This window comes from Streptomyces sp. NPDC001513 (genome assembly GCF_042894695.1).
Taxonomy (GTDB): domain Bacteria; phylum Actinomycetota; class Actinomycetes; order Streptomycetales; family Streptomycetaceae; genus Streptomyces.
In genome coordinates this window covers 51,877-68,309 of the sequence record NZ_JBIAVU010000025.1, presented here as the reverse complement: position 1 = coordinate 68,309, position 16,433 = coordinate 51,877, and the positions used below count along the sequence as shown (strand labels likewise).

The following is a 16,433-nucleotide window of genomic DNA, read 5'->3' as shown; positions in this document are numbered from 1 at the left end:
CCCGCATGACGGAGCAGAGCACCCCGGCCATACCCGCGCGGCCGCGCCCGCACGAGGAGCGCCTCAAGGACACCCTGGCCCGCTTCGAGAACGACGTGGACGTGTGGGTCGCCACCGCCGACGCGGACGGCGTCCCCTGCATGGTCCCGCTCTCCTTCCTCTGGGACGAGGGGACCTTCCTCGTCTCGACCCAGCGCACCAACCCCACCGCCCGCAACCTGATCGCGAACGGCCGGGTCCGCCTGGCCTTCGGCGTCACCCGGGACGTGGTCCTGGTGGAGGGCACCGCGACCACGCTGGAGGTAGCCGACCTCGCGCCTTCCGTACGGGAGGCGTTCGCGGCCCACACGGGCTTCGACCCGAGCGCCTGCACCCCGCCCTACCCGTACTTCCGGATCACGCCGGAGTGGATCCAGGCGTGGCGCGAGGTCAACGAAATCGCGAACCGCCAACTGATGACGGCGGGCGACTGGCTCGCGTGAGGGGCGGGTCGGCTGCCGGTCGGCTGCGCCGCTTGGGCGGGGTGCGGGGGTGGCCGGTTGTGCCGGGGCCGGGCGCGCGCCGGGGCGTCTCCTCGGACGCCGAACGTGACGAGGGGTCGGAGCGCGGAGCCTTGTTGTGTTCGGCGCCCTGCGGGGATCACCCCGACACACACCCGACCCCGGCCCAACCGGCCCGGTTCGACCCCAGCCCCGGCGGCTTTTCACCCCGGCCGCACCAACTCCGGCCTGGCCGCACAAATTCAGCCTCGCCGGCGTTTGAGGCGCGGGTTCGGGCGGAGCCCGGCGGGGTCTGGGGCGGAGCCCCGGGAGCGGCGCGGCATCGGGAGACGGCGGCATCCCCAGGCGGGAGCTAGGCCGCGTGGCCGCCGTCCACCGCGAACTCCGCCCCCGTGACGTACGCCGCCCCCGGCCCCGCCAGGAACGTCACCAGGTCGGCCACCTCGCCCGCCGTCCCGAAGCGCCCCAGCGCGGTCATCGCCGCCTGCGGCTCCGCGTAGGGCCCGTCCGCCGGGTTCATGTCGGTGTCCACCGGCCCCGGGTGCACGATGTTCGCGGTGATCCCGCGCCCGCCCAGCTCCCGGGCGAGGGCCTTCGTCAGCCCGATCAGCGCCGACTTGCTCATCGCGTAGAGCGTTCCGCCGGGCCCCGGCACCCGCTGGGTCATGCACGTGCCGATGGTGATGATCCGCCCGCCCGGCCCCAGTTCGGCGGCCGCGGCCTGCGTGGCGGTGAACACCCCGCGCACGTTGACCGCGAGCACCCGCTCCACGTCGGCCGCGGTCAGCGCCTCCAGCGGCCCGAGCACGCCCACGCCCGCGTTGTTGACCAGCACGTCGAGCCGCCCGAACTCCCGCACGACCCGCCCCACGGCCTCGGCGCCGGCCCCCGCGTCCCCGGCGTCGGCCCGCACCGCGAGCACCCGCCGCCCGAGCGCCTCGACCTTCCCGGCCACCTCGGCCGCGGCCGCCTCGCCGCTCACGTAGGTGAACGCGACGTCCGCGCCCTCCTCGGCCAGCCGCAAGACGGTCGCGGCCCCGATCCCCCTGCTGCCACCCGTCACCAGTGCCACTGTGCCGTCCATGACGTTCCTCCCTTGATCCCATTTGGTTTCGAGTTCAATCAAATCCCGGGAGCCCCGACCCCGCTGGCAGAAATCCGACCTCGCGTTCGTGTGGCGGCAACGACAAGAGCCCCACCGGGGGTGGTCTCCCGGCGGGGCTCTTCCGTGGATCGGCGAGTGCTATCCGATGGTGAGGAACTTGTTCCAGTCGTCCTCGTCCATGCCGGACGCGACACCGATGGCAGCTGCCCCACCCTGGTGGAGGCGCTGCTTGCCGAGATTGTCCACGGCCCAGATGTCGGGAATCCCGTCGCCCGTGGCGTCGGCCGTGCCGAGGATCATCGGGATGGCCGTCCGGCCCCAGCCGGTGGTGGCGTACGTGATGTCCTGGCCACCATTGGAGGCTTCCTTCATGGCGAGGGAGGCGAGGTCGGCTCCACCGTTGACACCCGCCTTGCCCTTGCGCAGGGCGAGGCCGCGGTTGGCGTTGGCGTTGTCCCGGAAGATCAGGTCGGGGACCCGGTCACCGGAGACGTCCCTTACGCCCACGATGTCGCGGGGGGCCCAGCCGGTGGCCAACCGCTTGTAGGAGTTGAAGCTCGATCCCGTGTAGCCGGAGAACGCCCAGAAACCGTCGGCGTCGAGAGCGAACATGTCGGCCAGTCCATCGCCGTCCACGTCCTCGGTGACGACGATCTGCCGGAAGGTCGCCGGGTCGGGCGCGCTGGCGGGCAGCAGGATCTCCATCCGGCGGACGACGTCGAACTGACCGGTGCCGATGCCCGGGTAGACGTACAGCTTGCCGTCGGGCATCCGGGCGATGAGGTCGGTGAGTCCGTCACCCGGGAACCAGTCGGTGGAGTGGCCGATGAGCGCGGATTTGCCGGTCTTCGAATCCTTCCAGTGACCGCTGACGCGCGTGCCGTTGTCGACGGTCGCGAGGATGTGGGCGTCGGTGTCGCCCATCGCGTCGCCGGCGTAGGTCAGGAGATCCCCGTCCGCGTTGACGGCCAGGATGTCGGGGTGTCCGTCGCCGGTGACGTCGCCGGGCGCGTCCAGACCGTCCTTGGCCTGCACGAGGAACTCGTAGGTGGTCTGAGGGGAGACGTTGCCGGACTTGCTGACCGTACGGACGTAGAGGACGTTGGGGCCCGTGGTGTCGACCTGGATCTTGACCGTGGCCTTGTCGCTGCCGGTCTCCGGTACGGCCTTCTTGTCATAGAGGGGCCGGTTCAGGCTCCACTGGTACTCGCGGATGTCCTCGGCCTTGGCGCCGTTGCCGGTGAAGTAGATCGCCTGGTCGGGAGTGCCGGCCGGGTTCACGCTCCAGTCGGTGGCACACCCTTTCGCAGCTGCTCACCGACCACCACAACACCGCGACGATCAGCGTCGACCAGAAGGACGGCCAGGCGGTCACACGTCGGAAGTCCGACCCCTACGGAAACCCCCGAGGATGAACGGGTACACGTACTGCAACGGCAACCCCATCACCAACCTGGACCCGGACGGCCTCAAGTATTTCGAGGGCGACAGCGGCGGCGGCTTCCAGGCCGCGGCCGACAAGGTGGTACAGGTAGCCCAGAAGCGCATCACCCAGCGGGCGGCTCGGGAATCCAACAGGCGCCTCTGCTCACGTGATCCGGACTGCCGAGGCAGTGGCGGCAGGGGTGGTGTGACCACGCTGAAGAAGAAGCCCTCGACCTGGACCAATATCTGGACGGGGGCTGTCCGAGGCTACGCAAGTACTGACCAGATGCTGCCCACCGGCCGGTTGATGTCCATTTTCGGTATCTCTGGACGCGAACAGGCCAACTGGCTCCTCAAGGAGTTCGGTGTCGAATTCGACGAAAATTCCATTGAATCCATAGCTGCAGAGGTTTTGGCTCCTATGTCGCCAGTAGCCAAGGGCGCAGTGGCGGCGGGGTTGGCGGAGATCTGAAGGCTTCTTCGCTAGGCTTTTCGCCAAGGGCTGCAACATCTTCGTGGCGGGCACAAAGGTCCAACTCGCAAACGGGACCAGCAAGCCGATCGAGCAGCTAGCCGACCCTGAAACTGGCGAAACAGGGGCAAGGCCTGTCACTGCCACCATCTTCACCGAGGACGACAAAAAGCATGTCGATGTCAGCATCCAAGCCGCTGACAGTGTCAAGGGCATCACCACGACAGACCACCATCCCTTCTGGTCTGAATCCGACCAGGTCTGGAAGAATGCCGGAGACCTCAAGCCAGGCGAGACCCTACGCGCCGAGGACGGGACACCCGCGTCGCAGGAGTCCACGTCTACCAAGCACTCAACGAGACCTATAACCTCACAGTCGCCGACCTCCATACGTATTATGTGTTGGCTGGCGAGACGCCGATCCTCGTTCACAACACAGACGGTGACCCCCTCCCGACGCAGGGAACAAAACAACCCCTCACTAACAAGCCGGGTTACACGCGAAGCAACTACAGGATTAAGGGGCAGACGGTTTTCACCAACGGGAAAACGTTCATCTCGCAGGATATCGGCGATGGTAACGGCTCGCACAACGGTGGAACTTGGAAGATCGCCAAATCCGTAGAAGATTTGGGGTCCAAGGCGACCAGGACGGCCACAGCCGAAGCACTCTTGAACAAGATCGGTTGTTGATCGAAGTGGCGAAGTATATCGACAGTGAACAGGAGTTTTACTGGAGCGTCGATGTTCCGGGCCTGACTCGAGAGGGAGGGAGCCGGCTCGTGTCGCTCATCGGGGGTAGTGGATTGGACCTCGAGCCGATCTTGGTTGATCCGGCCAGTTTTCTGACACTTCACATCGACCGAGCTACTGCCATAGCTTTGAGGTCAGGCTTGCTCGCAGCTCAGCCCAATCCGATCAGTGATGGCCTGAGAGAATCAGTTGAGGATTGGCTGGCCTCCAGTGGCGAAGATTTGCGGTAAGTAGTCCCGTTCCTCGACCTATCCGTAATTCAAGGAGCCCCGCTGGAATTGTTTCCGGTGGGGCTCCTTGGGCGTCTGACGGCAGTAGTTGACGGCAATGTCAGCGGACGGGGACTGCACAAAGTGGCGGTTCGTCGCCTCCGCCGGGCGCGCCGGTGACCTCGGCGGGGTTGCGGAGGGCGTGGCTGAGGAGGTCGATGGCGTCGCGCTGGAGGCGGAGCCGGACGTGGGCGTACACCGTCGCGGTGACGCCGATGTGGGCGTGCCCCAACAACTCCTTGATCACAACGAGTTCCACTCCCTGCTCCAGGAGGAGGGTTGCCGCCGAGTGGCGGAGGCCGCGGAACTGGATGCGGCGGAGCCCGGCCTGGTGGAGCAGGGCGGTCAAGTGCCGGGTGAGGGTGGCCCCTTCGATCGGGGAGCCGTCGGGGCGGATGAGGACGTAGCCCCACAGACGCCTCCGCCGATGGGCATGGCGACCGCCGAAGAGGGGTGCGTCCAAACTTTCTATATGTCTTCAAGGTGACCCGCTGTCGCGGATTGTGCTCGGCGTGGCGACTCACCCGGCCGGGTCTCGGATCCGCCATCGTCGGCCGGTCTGCGAGTTGACCGCGCAAGGGCGCGCCAGGTCGGACGTCAAGCAGGAAGGCATCCGTGGGACCAGCGCCGCGAGGCAGCCGGGTGTCCGGCCGACAGGCGCATCCAGGTGCGATGGGCCGAAAGGGTCCGGGGTTCGTGCGCGTCGCGGCGATGAGGTTTCGGGGGTCCGGGAGTCTGCATTCGTGTAGGGACGACCGAGCTGGGTCGTCTCTTTTGGATCTTGCCGGTTAAGCCCGCGTCGTCTGGTGCCGTGCATCGCAAGGCGGAGGGGCGCCCGAGTGCTGGACGTACTTGGGCGCCCCGACAACGCGGCGAGGTGCGGTGCCAGGCGGCGCGGGTCAGGCAAGATCCGGAAGAGACGACCTAGGAGCGCAGAGCCATGGGCAAGCTGACCCTGACCACCTTTGTGACGTTGGACGGCGTGATGCAGGCGCCCGGGGGGCCCGACGAGGATCCGAGCGGGGGGTTCGAGTACGGGGGGTGGGTCGCGCCGTTCGCCGACGAGGGGATGGGGGAGTTCATCACCGAGGTGTTCGGACGGACCGAGGCGTTTCTGTTCGGGCGGCGGACGTACGAGATCTTCGCCGCGTACTGGCCCGGGCACGACGACCCCGCCGACCCCGTCGCGGGCAAGCTGAACCGGCTGCCCAAGTACGTGGCCTCCACCACGCTCAAGGAGCCGGCCTGGGGCCCGGTCACCGTGCTCGACGGGGAGCACCTGCAGAGCGAGATCGTCCGGGTCAAGGACACGCTGGAGGGGGAGCTCCAGGTGCACGGCAGCGGGCAGCTCGCGCAGTGGCTGCTGGCCCGGGACCTCGTGGACGAGGTCAATCTGCTGGTGTTCCCGGTGGTGCTCGGGGCCGGCCGGCGGCTGTTCCCCACCGGGGGACTGCCGACCGCCTACGAGTTGACCGCCTCCCGCACGACCCCGGCCGGCACGGCCATCCACACCTACCGCCCGACGGGCCGCGCCGCCTTCGGCACGGTCGGATGAGCAGCCGGGTCAGCTCGTCGTGGCGGGCGTCGACGCCGAAGTGTCCCGGATGACTTTCCGGACCGGCCGCCCCGGCTTCGCAGCGCCGGTTCCACCGCGGCCTCGCCGGCAGGCTACGGGAACACCCCCTGCCGGGGGTCCAGGGCCAGCTGGACCACGCGGCCCTCGCGGAGGACCAGGAGGTCGGGGGCTTCGTGTTCGTAGTGGCGGATGCGGCCGACGGGGCCCGGCGGGCGGACGTGGGGGGCCAGGATCAGAAGGAGGTCCTCCAGGTCCGGGAGCTGTTCCTCGTGGACCTCCTGGCGGGTGGTCAGGGCCCAGCCGCCGCGGTCGGTCGGCGCGAACTCGCCGACCAGCATGCCGCCGACCCGCCACGCCGGGCCCCGGGGCGAGAGCAGTCCGTCCCCCGTCAGCTGGCGCCGCACCTCCGCCAGCACGTCGTCGGGCGTGGTGTCGAGCAGGTCGAACGCCAGATCCAGGGCGTAGAGATCAGCCATGGGCCCGATGCTACGGGTCCGGCGCGGGCGGCCCGGAAAGGGGTCGCCCGGCATGATCGGCTCCGGTAGCGTGCCCCCTGCACCCGTGCGAGCCGCCGATGTCTCCACCCCCGATGAGCTGTTGGAGACCTGCGTTGACCGTGCTCTCGCCCGCCGTCGAAGCCCCCCGCCGGGCCGCCTGGCTCGCCGACCTGCCGGTCCTGGCCGTCGCCGTCGTCTGGGGCGGCAGCTATCTCGCCGCCAAGGGCATCACCACCGCCCACACCGTCATCGCCGTGCTCGTGCTGCGGTTCGCGCTCGTGCTGCCCGTGCTCGTCGTCGCCGGGTGGGCGCGGCTGCGGGCCCTGGCCCCCGCCCAGCTGCGCGGCGCCGGGCTGCTGGGGCTCGTACTCGGCGGGATCTTCCTCCTGGAGACCTACGGGGTCGTCCACACCTCCGCCACCAACGCCGGGCTGATCATCAGTCTGACCATGATCTTCACCCCGCTGGCCGAGGCCGCCGTCAGGAAGCAGGCACCCTCCACCGGGTTCCTCGGGGCCGCGGCCGCCTCCGTGGCCGGGGTCGTGCTGCTCACCCAGGGCGCCGGATTCACCGCGCCCGGCCTCGGCGACCTGCTGATCCTCGGCGCCGCCCTCGCCCGGACCCTGCACGTCCTGCTCATGGCCCGGATCGAGGCCGTCCGGGACGCCGACTCGCTGTCGCTGACCACCGTGCAGCTCGGCGGCGCCGTACTCGTCTTCGCGCTCCTGGCCGCCGTGCCCGGGACAGGGGCGAGCCCGTGGGCCGCCGCGGCCGGCTTCGGGGCCGCGGAGTGGGCCGGGCTGGCCTTCCTCTCCGTGTTCTGCACCCTCTTCGCCTTCTTCGTGCAGATGTGGGCCGTGCGCCGCACCTCGCCCTCCCGGGTCAGCCTGCTGCTCGGCACCGAGCCGCTGTGGGCCGCCGTCGCCGGTATCGCCATCGGAGGGGAGGAGCCGGGGCTCCTCGGGTACGCGGGCGCCCTCCTGGTCCTCGTCGGCACCGCCTGGGGCCGGCGCGCCGCCACCACCGCCTGAGCGTGGCCGGAAAGCGCCGCAGCCACAGGTGATCACCCGCCGTACTGTGGCCCCGTGCCCCCCTTACAGAACCGGCAGGTCCGGGAGCTCCTCCAGCCGGACCCGTCGCCGCTCCCGGCGCGAGAGTTCGCAGGCCTCCGCGATCCGGAACGCCGCCAGCGCCTCCCGGCCGTCGCACGGGTTGGGCGCCTCGCCCCGCACCAGCCGGATGAAGGCCGCCAGCTCGGCCTCGTACGCCGGGGCGAAACGTTCCAGGAAGCCGGTCCACGGCTTGCTCGCCGGCGGCGGGCCGTGCGGTTCGGTGGAGGCGATCGGCGTCCGGTCGTCCAGCCCCACCGAGACCTGGTCCAGCTCCCCGGCCAGCTCCATCCGTACGTCGTACCCGGCGCCGTTGCACCGCGTGCCGGTGGCCGTGACCAGGGTTCCGTCGTCCAGCGTCAGCACGGCGGCCGCCGTGTCGATGTCGCCCGCCTCCCGGAAGAGGGCCGGTCCCGCGTCGGACCCGGCCGCGTACACCTCGACCACCTCGCGCCCGGTCACCCAGCGGACCATGTCGAAATCGTGCACCAGGCAATCCCGGTACAGCCCGCCCGAGGTCGCCAGGTACGCGGCGGCCGGCGGCGCCGGATCGGCCGTCGTCGTCCGTACGGTGTGCAGCCGCCCCAGGGCGCCCGAACGGACCAGCTCCCGGGCCGTGCCGTAGCCCGCGTCGAAGCGGCGCATGAAACCCACCTGGAGCAGCCCGCCCGCGGCCCGCACCTCGCGCAGCGCCGCCAGGGTCCGGTTCAGGTCCGGGGCCAGCGGTTTCTCGCAGAACACCGGCAGCCCGCCGCGCACCGCCCGTACGACGAGATCCGCGTGCGCCTCGGTCGCCGACGCCACCACCACGGCGTCCACGCCCCACGTGAAGACCTGCTCCACGCTGGGCGCGGCAGTGGCCCCGAGCCGGTCGGCGAGGCGCGCCGCCCGCGCGGGATCGGCGTCCGCGAGCAGGAGCGAGCCGGCATCCCGGTGGCGGGCGAGCGCCGCCGCGTGGAAGGACCCGATCCGGCCCGTTCCGATGAGCCCGATGCGCATGCACTCAACCTGACCCTGTCGGCGGAACCTGTCAATCCGCCCGCGCATGTCAACCTGGCCCCGAGTGCCCCGATGCCCCTTCATGGTCGACTGTGGCGGATACTGAGCGGCTGGACCGGAATGGAGCCGGAATGACCGGATTGGTGACCGGCTCGACGGCGGACCGAATTGGTGACGAGGGAAGGGCGCGGCGACGTGGCTAGGGTTCGGACAGGGGTGCGCGTCGTGGGCGCGGTGCTCGCGGCGGTACTGGGGGCCTCGCTCGCGGGCTGCAGCAGTACGGGGGGCAAGCGCGCCGAGGAGCGGGCGAAGGCCGCCGAGGCGGGCCGGCCCGCCTTCTCCACCCCGCGCTGGACCTTCGCCATGGTCACGCACGCGGGCGACGGCGACACCTTCTGGGACATCGTCCAGAAGGGCGCCAAGGAGGCCGCGGCGAAGGACAACATCAACTTCGTCTACGCCCACGACGACCAGGCCCAGCAGCAGGCGCAGTTCGTGCAGAACGCCATCGACCAGAAGGTCGACGGGATCGTCGTCAGCCTCGCCAAGCCGGAGGCCCTCAAGGACGTCATCGCCAAGGCCGTGAAGGCCGGCATCCCGGTGATCACGGTCAATTCCGGCTCCGCCCAGTCCGCCGAGTACGGCGCGCTGACCCACATCGGCCAGGACGAGGAGATCGCCGGCGAGGCGGTCGGCACCGAGCTGAACAAGCGCGGCCGCAAGAAGGCCGTCTGCGTCCTGCACGAGCAGGGCAACGTGGGCCACGAGCAGCGCTGCGCCGGGGCGAAGAAGACCTTCTCCGGCACGATGGAGAACCTGTACGTCGAGGGCACCAACATGCCCTCCGTCCAGGCGTCCATCCAGGCGAAGCTCCAGGCCGACCCGTCCGTCGACGCGATCGTCACCCTCGGCGCCCCCTTCGCCCCGACCGCGGTCAAGGCGAAGGACGCGGCGGCCAGCAAGGCCGAGGTCGACACCTTCGACCTCAACGCGTCCGTGGCCCGCGACCTCAAGTCCGGGGCCCTCGGCTTCGCCGTCGACCAGCAGCCCTACCTCCAGGGCTACGAGGCCATCGACCTGCTCTGGCTGTACCGCTACAACGCCAACGTGCTCGGCGGCGGCCGCCCGGTGCTCACCGGTCCGCAGATCGTCACCGCCGCCGAGGCGTCCAAGCTGGAGGAGTTCATCAAGCGGGGCAGCCGATGAGCACGCCCGCCGCCGTCGACGAACGGCTCGCGCCCACCTCCGTCGTGCGCAAGCTGCTCGCCCGCCCGGAGCTGGGCTCCGTGGTCGGCGCCGCCGCCGTCTTCGTCTTCTTCTCCTTCGCCGCCCCCAGCTTCCTGCAGGCCTCCAGCCTGAGCACGATCCTGTACTCGGCCTCCACCATCGGGATCATGGCCGCTCCGGTGGCCCTGCTGATGATCGGCGGCGAGTTCGACCTCTCCGCCGGTGTCATGGTCACGACCTCCGCGCTGGTGAGCTCGATGTTCAGCTACCAGATGACGGCCAACGTCTGGGTCGGCGTCGCGGTGTCCCTGCTGGTCACGCTGGCCATCGGCTTCTTCAACGGGTTCATGCTGACCCGCACCAAGCTGCCCAGCTTCATCATCACGCTCGGCACCTTCCTCATGCTGACCGGCCTGAACCTCGGCTTCACCAAGCTGATCAGCGGTTCCGTCTCCACCAAGACCATCGCCGACATGGAGGGCTTCTCCTCCGCACGGGCCCTCTTCGCCTCGCAGTGGAACGTGGGCTCGGTCACCCTCAAGGTCACCATCCTGTGGTGGCTGGCCATCGTCGCCGTGGCCACCTGGATCCTGCTGCGCACCCGCGCCGGAAACTGGATCTTCGCCGTGGGCGGCGGCGCCGACGCGGCCCGCGCGACCGGCGTGCCCGTCGTGAAGACCCGCATCGGCCTCTACATGGGCGTCGCCCTGTGCGCCTGGATCTCCGGGCAGCACATCCTCTTCTCGTTCGACGTGGTCCAGTCGGGCGAGGGCGTCGGCAACGAGTTCCTCTACATCATCGCGGCCGTCATCGGCGGCTGCCTGATGACCGGCGGCTACGGCTCCGCCATCGGCTCGGCGGTCGGCGCCTTCATCTTCGGCATGACCAGCAACGGCATCGTGTACGCGCAGTGGAACCCGGACTGGTTCAAGTTCTTCCTCGGCGCGATGCTCCTGCTGGCCACGCTGCTCAACGCATGGGTCCGCAAGCGGGCGGAGGCACGGGCATGACCGGCGACGCACTCGTGAAGCTGACCGACGTCAGCAAGTACTACGGCAACATCCGCGCCCTCCAGGGGGTCTCCCTGGAGGTCTCGGCGGGCGAGATCACCTGTGTCCTCGGTGACAACGGCGCCGGCAAATCCACCCTCATCAAGATCATCGCGGGCCTGCACCGGCACGACGCGGGCACCTTCGAGATCGAGGGCGAGGAGACCGTGCTCGCCAACCCGCGCGCGGCCCTGGACCGCGGCATCGCCACCGTCTACCAGGACCTCGCCGTCGTCCCGCTGATGCCGGTCTGGCGCAACTTCTTCCTCGGCTCCGAGCCCACCAGGGGCCGCGGTGCCTTCCGCCGCCTCGACGTGCCCCTCATGCGCGAGACCACCCGCGCCGAGCTGCTGCGCATGGGCATCGACCTGCGCGACGTGGACCAGCCCATCGGCACCCTGTCCGGCGGCGAACGCCAGTGCGTGGCCATCGCCCGCGCCGTGTACTTCGGCGCCAAGGTCCTCGTACTCGACGAGCCCACCGCGGCCCTCGGCGTGAAGCAGTCCGGCGTGGTCCTCAAGTACGTCGCCGCCGCCCGCGACGCGGGCCTCGGCGTGGTCCTGATCACCCACAACCCGCACCACGCGTACCTGGTGGGGGACCGTTTCGTCCTCCTCAAGCGCGGCACCATGGCGGGCAGCCACACCCGGGACTCGATCACGCTCGACGAGCTCACCCGGCAGATGGCGGGCGGCTCCGAGCTCGACGAACTGAGCCACGAACTGGAGCGAGTGGCAGAATCGGGGGCAGACGCCCCACGCGGCGCAGCCGACCCGGCTTCCCGTACCACCCCACCCAAGAGGGACGACACGACTCGATGAGCACGTACCGGGACTTCACGCTCACCCACCGGGGGTCGGCGCGAGGCACCGTCCTGCGGACCATCGGAACCCGTGAGCGCCGGTCACACCTGACCGCCCCGCGCGTGCCGACCGTCGGCATCGACATCGGCGGCACCAAGGTGATGGCCGGGGTCGTCGACGCCGACGGGATCATCCTCGAGAAGATCCGCACCGAGACCCCGGACAAGTCCAAGAGCCCCAAGGTCGTCGAGGACACCATCGTCGAGCTGGTCCTGGACCTCTCCGACCGGCACGACGTGCACGCGGTCGGCATCGGGGCCGCCGGCTGGGTGGACGCCGACCGCTCCCGGGTCCTGTTCGCACCCCACCTGGCCTGGCGCGACGAGCCCCTGCGCGACGCGCTCCAGTCCCGGCTCGCGGTCCCGGTCATGGTCGACAACGACGCCAACACCGCCGCCTGGGCCGAATGGCGCTTCGGCGCCGGACGCGGCGAGGACCACCTCGTCATGATCACGCTCGGCACCGGCATCGGCGGGGCCATCCTGGAGGGCGGCCAGGTCAAGCGCGGCCGCTTCGGGGTCGCCGGCGAGTTCGGCCACATGCAGGTCGTCCCCGGCGGCCACCGCTGCCCCTGCGGCAACCGCGGCTGCTGGGAGCAGTACAGCTCCGGCAACGCCCTGGTCCGCGAGGCCCGCGAGCTGGCCGCCGCCGACTCCCCGGTCGCGTACAACATCATCGCCAGGGTCGGCGGCAACGTCCACGAGATCACCGGGCCGCTCATCACCGAGCTGGCCCGCGAGGGCGACGCCATGTGCGTCGAGCTGCTCCAGGACATCGGCCAGTGGCTCGGCGTCGGCATCGCCAACCTCGCCGCCGCCCTCGACCCCGCCTGCTTCGTCATCGGCGGCGGCGTCAGCGCCGCCGACGACCTGCTGATCGGCCCCGCGCGCGAGGCCTTCCGCCGCCACCTCACCGGCCGCGGCTACCGCCCGGAGGCCCGGATCGCCAAGGCCGAGCTCGGCCCCGAGGCCGGTATGGTCGGGGCCGCCGACCTCGCCCGGCTCGTCGCCCGGCGTTTCCGGCGCGCCACCCGCCGGCGGGTCGAGCGCTACGAACGGTACGAGCGCTACGCGCAGCAGCTGGGCCGGCGCGCCCCCGCCGGCTCCGAGGACCAGGAAAAACAGTGACGCCGCCCTCCCTGCCGCACCAGGCCCCCGCCCCCGACGCGGACGCCACGCCGCCGCCCACCGCCGAGGACCGCAGGCACGTGGTCAAGCGCCGCTGGATCACCGCGATCATCATCCTGCTGCTGATCGGCGTACCCGCGGGCTACCTCGCGATCTCCACCCAGCAGAGCCGCGAGAGCGGCCGCGACAAGGCCGCCAAGGTCGGCGCGTCCGAGGTGCGCCCCGGCTGGCCCTCCAAGGTGCAGCGCAGCATCTACGAGGTCCCGATCCCGCCGAAGGCCTGGCGGGTCGGGTTCCTGGAGACGAACAACTGGCGCACCAGCCGGCTGTTCACGGCGTTCGCGGTGACCCCCGAGGACCTGGACGCCTTCCTCGCCGCCGTCGGCACCAGCCGGGCCGGGCTGAAGCGGGGCGAGGTCTCGATCTCCGCGCACGACTCCGAGGTCGCCGGCTGGAGCTGGAGCCCGGAGGCCACCTGGTACGGGACCACCGTGGAGCAGCCGGACCCGCGCCCCAGCCGGGACATCACGGTGGACCTCACCGACCCCGAGAAGCCCCGGGTCTACGTGGTCTCCACGACCACCCCCTGACGGGGGCCGGTCCACCGCTAGCCTGGGATCATGAAGCTCACCAAGCGGCTGCACTCCTGCGTCCAGTTGGAGAAGGACGGGCGCACGCTCGTCATCGACCCGGGCGCCTTCAGCGAACCGGACGCGGGCCTGGGGGCGGACGCCCTGCTGGTCACGCACGAACACCCCGACCACTTCGAGGAGGGCCGGCTGCGGGCCGCCCTCGACGCGAACCCGGCGGCCGGGCTGTGGACCCTGCGCAGCGTCGCCGACCGGCTCGCCCCCGCCTATCCGGGCCGGGTGCACACCGTCGGCCACGGCGACACCTTCACCGCCGCCGGGTTCGAGGTCCAGGTGCACGGGGAGCTGCACGCGGTGATCCACCCGGACCTTCCGCGGGTCACGAACGTCGGCTACCTCGTGGAGGGTTCCCTCTTCCACCCCGGGGACGCCCTGACCGTGCCCGGGGTGCCGGTGGAGACCCTGATGGTCCCGGTGCACGCCCCCTGGAACAAGGTCTCCGAGGTGATCGACTACCTCCGCGAGGTCAAGCCGCGCCGGGCCCTCGACATCCACGACGCCTACCTCTCCGCCATCGCCCGGCCGATCTACGACAACGTCCTGGGCGCCCTCGGCGGCACCGACCACGGCCGACTCACCGCGGGGGACAGCACGGACCTGTGAGTGTCGGTGCCTGGAGGTAGGTTGGAACGCATGCGTATCGCCACCTTCAACGTCAACTCCGTCACCGCCCGGCTGCCCCGTCTGCTGGCCTGGCTGGAGAGCTCCGGCACCGATGTCCTGTGCATCCAGGAGACCAAGTGCTCGGCGGAGCAGTTCCCGCACGCCGAGCTGCGCGAGCTGGGCTACGAATCGGCCGTCAACGCCACCGGCCGGTGGAACGGCGTGGCCCTGCTCTCCAAGGTCGGCCTGGACGACGTGGTCCTCGGGCTGCCCGGCGGGCCCGACTACGAAGGGGTCCAGGAGCCGCGTGCGATCTCCGCGACCTGCGGCGGGGTCCGGGTCTGGTCGGTGTACGTGCCCAACGGCCGCGAGGTCGAGCACGACCACTACGGCTACAAGCTGGAGTGGTTCCGCTCGCTGACCACGGCCGTCGCCGAGGACGCGGCCGGCCCGCGCCCCTTCGCGGTGCTCGGCGACTTCAACGTGGCCCCGACCGACGAGGACGTCTACGACCCGGCCGTCTTCGCCGGCCTCACCCACGTCACCCCCGCAGAGCGGGCCGCCCTGGAGGCACTGCGGGGCGCCGGGCTCTCCGACGTGCTGCCGCGCCCCCTCAAGTACGACCGCCCGTACACGTACTGGGACTACCGCCAGCTCGCCTTCCCCAAGAACAGGGGCATGCGCATCGACCTGGTGTACGGGAACGAGCCCTTCACCAAGGCCGTCACCGACGCCTACGTCGACCGCGAGGAGCGCAAGGGCAAGGGCGCGTCCGACCACGCCCCGGTCGTCGTGGACCTCGACCTCGACCGGTAGGCCGCGGCGGACCGCCCTCCGGCAGCCATCCGGGCCGGCCGATCCAGGCGCGCCCTGTGGCCAGCGGCGGATCCTGGTGCGACGCTGGGCGGTATGAACATCCCTTTCCTGGACAACTGGCTGAACCGGCGTGAAACGGAACAGGGTGCGGGACTCGCCTCCGCCCTCGCGGACGATCCCGAGGGCGTCGCCGAGCTGTTCTCGGAGTGCGAGATGCTGCGCGTCCAGGCGCGGGCGGCGGGCCTCGAACTCGACGAGAGTCGGGGCTCCTTGGAGTCGCTGGACCAGCTGATGCCCCGCTGGCGCAGGGACCCCGAGGTGGTGCCCTGGCTCGGCAACGACGCGGGCTTCTACCTCGGGACGGTGATCGTCCGGACCATCCCGGGGGCCGGCTGGCAGGTGTGGCCCAACGGCCAGCCGGTGATCCTGCTGGCCTCGGGCCGCGAGCTGAACGTGATCGAGTCGGGGGTGTCCTGGGCGATGACCGGATCCCCCGAACTCAGCCAGGCGTACGCCGAGGCCTCCGAGGGCTGACGCCCCGGCGCCCGCTGCCCGGCGTGTCGCGGCGAAGTGCCCTTCCGGGGCTGGATAGTTTGCGCTGACCTCGACACACCGACACCCAGGGGGCAGGGCAGCGCATGACCGTCGATCCGTTGATCGAGCTGCGGGACGTCAACAAGCACTTCGGGCAGCTGCACGTCCTGCGGGACATCAACCTCACCGTCGGCCGCGGGGAGGTGGTGGTGGTCATCGGCCCCTCCGGTTCCGGCAAGTCCACCCTGTGCCGGGCGATCAACCGGCTGGAGCCCGTCGAGTCGGGCACGATCCTGCTGGACGGGGAACCACTGCCCGCCGAGGGCAAGGAGCTGGCCCGGCTGCGCGCCGAGGTCGGGATGGTCTTCCAGTCCTTCAACCTCTTCGCGCACAAGACCGTCCTCGCCAACGTCTCGCTCGCGCAGGTCAAGGTCCGCGGACGCGGGAGGGGCGAGGCGGACCGGCGCTCCCGGGAGCTCCTGGACCGCGTCGGCCTCGCCGACCAGGCGCAGAAGTTCCCCGCCCAGCTCTCCGGCGGCCAGCAGCAGCGGGTGGCCATCGCCCGGGCCCTCGCCATGGACCCCAAGGCCCTGCTCTTCGACGAGCCCACCTCGGCGCTCGACCCGGAGATGATCAACGAGGTGCTGGAGGTCATGCAGCAGCTCGCGCGCGAGGGCATGACCATGGTCGTGGTCACCCACGAGATGGGCTTCGCCCGCTCCGCCGCGAACCGGGTGGTCTTCATGGCCGACGGGCGGATCATCGAGGACCGCACTCCGGAGCAGTTCTTCACCGCTCCGGAGAGCGACCGGGCCAAGGACTTCCTCTCCAAGATCCTCAAGCACTGAGGAGCCGGCGG

The 16,433-nt window shown here is 70.5% G+C and carries 18 protein-coding genes and 2 pseudogenes; 15 read left to right on the top strand and 5 right to left on the bottom strand.

Annotated elements, in window-relative coordinates; all coding sequences use genetic code 11:
- Positions 1-5: 5 nt before the first annotated feature.
- A complete protein-coding gene (locus ACFYZ4_RS38710) occupies positions 6-482 on the top strand; it encodes a pyridoxamine 5'-phosphate oxidase family protein (protein WP_384340300.1) in 477 nt (158 codons plus the stop codon).
- Between the two features lie 370 nt (positions 483-852).
- On the opposite strand, the gene ACFYZ4_RS38705 is transcribed toward ACFYZ4_RS38710, so the two are convergent.
- Positions 853-1,584: an SDR family oxidoreductase gene (locus ACFYZ4_RS38705; protein WP_390786206.1), complete on the bottom strand. Its 732-nt coding sequence runs from the start codon at positions 1,582-1,584 to the stop codon at positions 853-855.
- 159 nt (positions 1,585-1,743) lie between these two features.
- Positions 1,744-2,886, bottom strand: a complete 1,143-nt coding sequence (locus ACFYZ4_RS38700) for a hypothetical protein (protein ID WP_390786205.1) — start codon at positions 2,884-2,886, stop codon at positions 1,744-1,746.
- A 130-nt stretch (positions 2,887-3,016) separates the two neighbouring features.
- Here ACFYZ4_RS38700 and ACFYZ4_RS38695 point away from each other — a divergent pair, with 130 nt between their 5' ends.
- The 3 genes and pseudogenes from ACFYZ4_RS38695 to ACFYZ4_RS38685 all read left to right on the top strand — a co-directional run bounded on the left by ACFYZ4_RS38695 (position 3,017) and on the right by ACFYZ4_RS38685 (position 4,195).
- Positions 3,017-3,502, top strand: coding sequence for a hypothetical protein (locus ACFYZ4_RS38695; RefSeq protein ID WP_390786204.1), 486 nt, complete (start codon positions 3,017-3,019; stop codon positions 3,500-3,502).
- Positions 3,503-3,545: 43 nt separating this feature from the next.
- Positions 3,546-3,824 (top strand): annotated as a pseudogene (locus ACFYZ4_RS38690) (polymorphic toxin-type HINT domain-containing protein); the annotation flags it as partial.
- Positions 3,752-4,195: a toxin C-terminal domain-containing protein gene (locus ACFYZ4_RS38685; protein ID WP_390786209.1), complete on the top strand. Its 444-nt coding sequence runs from the start codon at positions 3,752-3,754 to the stop codon at positions 4,193-4,195. The pseudogene ACFYZ4_RS38690 and the gene ACFYZ4_RS38685, both read left to right, overlap by 73 nt.
- 390 nt (positions 4,196-4,585) lie before the next feature.
- Here ACFYZ4_RS38685 and ACFYZ4_RS38680 read toward each other — a convergent pair.
- Positions 4,586-4,933 (bottom strand): annotated as a pseudogene (locus ACFYZ4_RS38680) (tyrosine-type recombinase/integrase); the annotation flags it as partial.
- Positions 4,934-5,464: 531 nt separating this feature from the next.
- On the opposite strand from ACFYZ4_RS38680, the gene ACFYZ4_RS38675 reads away from it, so the two are divergent.
- Positions 5,465-6,079, top strand: coding sequence for a dihydrofolate reductase family protein (locus tag ACFYZ4_RS38675; protein ID WP_390786203.1), 615 nt, complete (start codon positions 5,465-5,467; stop codon positions 6,077-6,079).
- Between the two features lie 113 nt (positions 6,080-6,192).
- Here ACFYZ4_RS38675 and ACFYZ4_RS38670 read toward each other — a convergent pair whose 3' ends face one another.
- Positions 6,193-6,576: a hypothetical protein gene (locus tag ACFYZ4_RS38670; protein ID WP_351292664.1), complete on the bottom strand. Its 384-nt coding sequence runs from the start codon at positions 6,574-6,576 to the stop codon at positions 6,193-6,195.
- 113 nt (positions 6,577-6,689) lie between these two features.
- On the opposite strand from ACFYZ4_RS38670, the gene ACFYZ4_RS38665 reads away from it, so the two are divergent.
- Complete coding sequence (locus ACFYZ4_RS38665) at positions 6,690-7,628, top strand: DMT family transporter (protein ID WP_384340308.1); 939 nt, start codon at positions 6,690-6,692, stop codon at positions 7,626-7,628.
- 63 nt (positions 7,629-7,691) lie between these two features.
- Here ACFYZ4_RS38665 and ACFYZ4_RS38660 read toward each other — a convergent pair whose 3' ends face one another.
- Positions 7,692-8,705 (bottom strand): Gfo/Idh/MocA family oxidoreductase, encoded by a 1,014-nt coding sequence (locus tag ACFYZ4_RS38660; RefSeq protein ID WP_351292660.1) that lies wholly within the window; start codon positions 8,703-8,705, stop codon positions 7,692-7,694.
- Positions 8,706-8,930: 225 nt separating this feature from the next.
- Between ACFYZ4_RS38660 and ACFYZ4_RS38655 the strand changes: the two genes are divergently transcribed.
- From ACFYZ4_RS38655 to ACFYZ4_RS38615, 9 genes are all read left to right on the top strand, one after another.
- Positions 8,931-9,911 carry a substrate-binding domain-containing protein gene (locus tag ACFYZ4_RS38655; RefSeq protein ID WP_390786208.1) on the top strand — a complete coding sequence of 327 codons (981 nt, stop codon included), beginning with the start codon at positions 8,931-8,933 and terminating at the stop codon, positions 9,909-9,911.
- On the top strand, positions 9,908-10,942 hold the full coding sequence (locus ACFYZ4_RS38650) for an ABC transporter permease (RefSeq protein ID WP_351592151.1): 1,035 nt from the start codon (positions 9,908-9,910) through the stop codon (positions 10,940-10,942). Before ACFYZ4_RS38655 ends, ACFYZ4_RS38650 begins: the two co-directional genes overlap by 4 nt.
- Positions 10,909-11,802 carry an ATP-binding cassette domain-containing protein gene (locus ACFYZ4_RS38645; RefSeq protein ID WP_390786202.1) on the top strand — a complete coding sequence of 298 codons (894 nt, stop codon included), beginning with the start codon at positions 10,909-10,911 and terminating at the stop codon, positions 11,800-11,802. The genes ACFYZ4_RS38650 and ACFYZ4_RS38645 overlap by 34 nt, the downstream gene beginning before the upstream one ends.
- Positions 11,799-12,971 carry an ROK family glucokinase gene (locus ACFYZ4_RS38640; protein WP_351292654.1) on the top strand — a complete coding sequence of 391 codons (1,173 nt, stop codon included), beginning with the start codon at positions 11,799-11,801 and terminating at the stop codon, positions 12,969-12,971. Before ACFYZ4_RS38645 ends, ACFYZ4_RS38640 begins: the two co-directional genes overlap by 4 nt.
- Entirely contained in the window at positions 12,968-13,561 is a 594-nt protein-coding gene (locus ACFYZ4_RS38635) for a hypothetical protein (protein ID WP_351292652.1), read from the top strand. The genes ACFYZ4_RS38640 and ACFYZ4_RS38635 overlap by 4 nt, the downstream gene beginning before the upstream one ends.
- A gap of 30 nt (positions 13,562-13,591) precedes the next feature.
- On the top strand, positions 13,592-14,224 hold the full coding sequence (locus ACFYZ4_RS38630) for an MBL fold metallo-hydrolase (RefSeq protein ID WP_351292650.1): 633 nt from the start codon (positions 13,592-13,594) through the stop codon (positions 14,222-14,224).
- Between the two features lie 30 nt (positions 14,225-14,254).
- Complete coding sequence (locus tag ACFYZ4_RS38625; RefSeq protein ID WP_351292648.1) at positions 14,255-15,040, top strand: exodeoxyribonuclease III; 786 nt, start codon at positions 14,255-14,257, stop codon at positions 15,038-15,040.
- 93 nt (positions 15,041-15,133) lie between these two features.
- Positions 15,134-15,574, top strand: coding sequence for a DUF6278 family protein (locus ACFYZ4_RS38620; RefSeq protein WP_351292646.1), 441 nt, complete (start codon positions 15,134-15,136; stop codon positions 15,572-15,574).
- Positions 15,575-15,678: 104 nt separating this feature from the next.
- Positions 15,679-16,422: an amino acid ABC transporter ATP-binding protein gene (locus ACFYZ4_RS38615; protein ID WP_351292644.1), complete on the top strand. Its 744-nt coding sequence runs from the start codon at positions 15,679-15,681 to the stop codon at positions 16,420-16,422.
- The last annotated feature ends 11 nt before the right edge of the window (positions 16,423-16,433 follow it).

What these genes read in the sequence shown, in the direction of transcription:
- ACFYZ4_RS38640 (WP_351292654.1), top strand. Translation starts at nt 11,799, where the DNA reads ATGAGCACGTACCGGGACTTCACGCTCACCCACCGGGGGTCGGCGCGA.
- ACFYZ4_RS38615 (WP_351292644.1), top strand. Translation starts at nt 15,679, where the DNA reads ATGACCGTCGATCCGTTGATCGAGCTGCGGGACGTCAACAAGCACTTC.
- ACFYZ4_RS38665 (WP_384340308.1), top strand. Translation starts at nt 6,690, where the DNA reads ATGAGCTGTTGGAGACCTGCGTTGACCGTGCTCTCGCCCGCCGTCGAA.
- ACFYZ4_RS38675 (WP_390786203.1), top strand. Translation starts at nt 5,465, where the DNA reads ATGGGCAAGCTGACCCTGACCACCTTTGTGACGTTGGACGGCGTGATG.
- ACFYZ4_RS38705 (WP_390786206.1), bottom strand. Translation starts at nt 1,584, where the DNA reads ATGGACGGCACAGTGGCACTGGTGACGGGTGGCAGCAGGGGGATCGGG.
- ACFYZ4_RS38620 (WP_351292646.1), top strand. Translation starts at nt 15,134, where the DNA reads ATGAACATCCCTTTCCTGGACAACTGGCTGAACCGGCGTGAAACGGAA.
- ACFYZ4_RS38625 (WP_351292648.1), top strand. Translation starts at nt 14,255, where the DNA reads ATGCGTATCGCCACCTTCAACGTCAACTCCGTCACCGCCCGGCTGCCC.
- ACFYZ4_RS38630 (WP_351292650.1), top strand. Translation starts at nt 13,592, where the DNA reads ATGAAGCTCACCAAGCGGCTGCACTCCTGCGTCCAGTTGGAGAAGGAC.
- ACFYZ4_RS38670 (WP_351292664.1), bottom strand. Translation starts at nt 6,576, where the DNA reads ATGGCTGATCTCTACGCCCTGGATCTGGCGTTCGACCTGCTCGACACC.
- ACFYZ4_RS38645 (WP_390786202.1), top strand. Translation starts at nt 10,909, where the DNA reads ATGGGTCCGCAAGCGGGCGGAGGCACGGGCATGACCGGCGACGCACTC.
- ACFYZ4_RS38660 (WP_351292660.1), bottom strand. Translation starts at nt 8,705, where the DNA reads ATGCGCATCGGGCTCATCGGAACGGGCCGGATCGGGTCCTTCCACGCG.
- ACFYZ4_RS38650 (WP_351592151.1), top strand. Translation starts at nt 9,908, where the DNA reads ATGAGCACGCCCGCCGCCGTCGACGAACGGCTCGCGCCCACCTCCGTC.
- ACFYZ4_RS38710 (WP_384340300.1), top strand. Translation starts at nt 6, where the DNA reads ATGACGGAGCAGAGCACCCCGGCCATACCCGCGCGGCCGCGCCCGCAC.
- ACFYZ4_RS38695 (WP_390786204.1), top strand. Translation starts at nt 3,017, where the DNA reads ATGAACGGGTACACGTACTGCAACGGCAACCCCATCACCAACCTGGAC.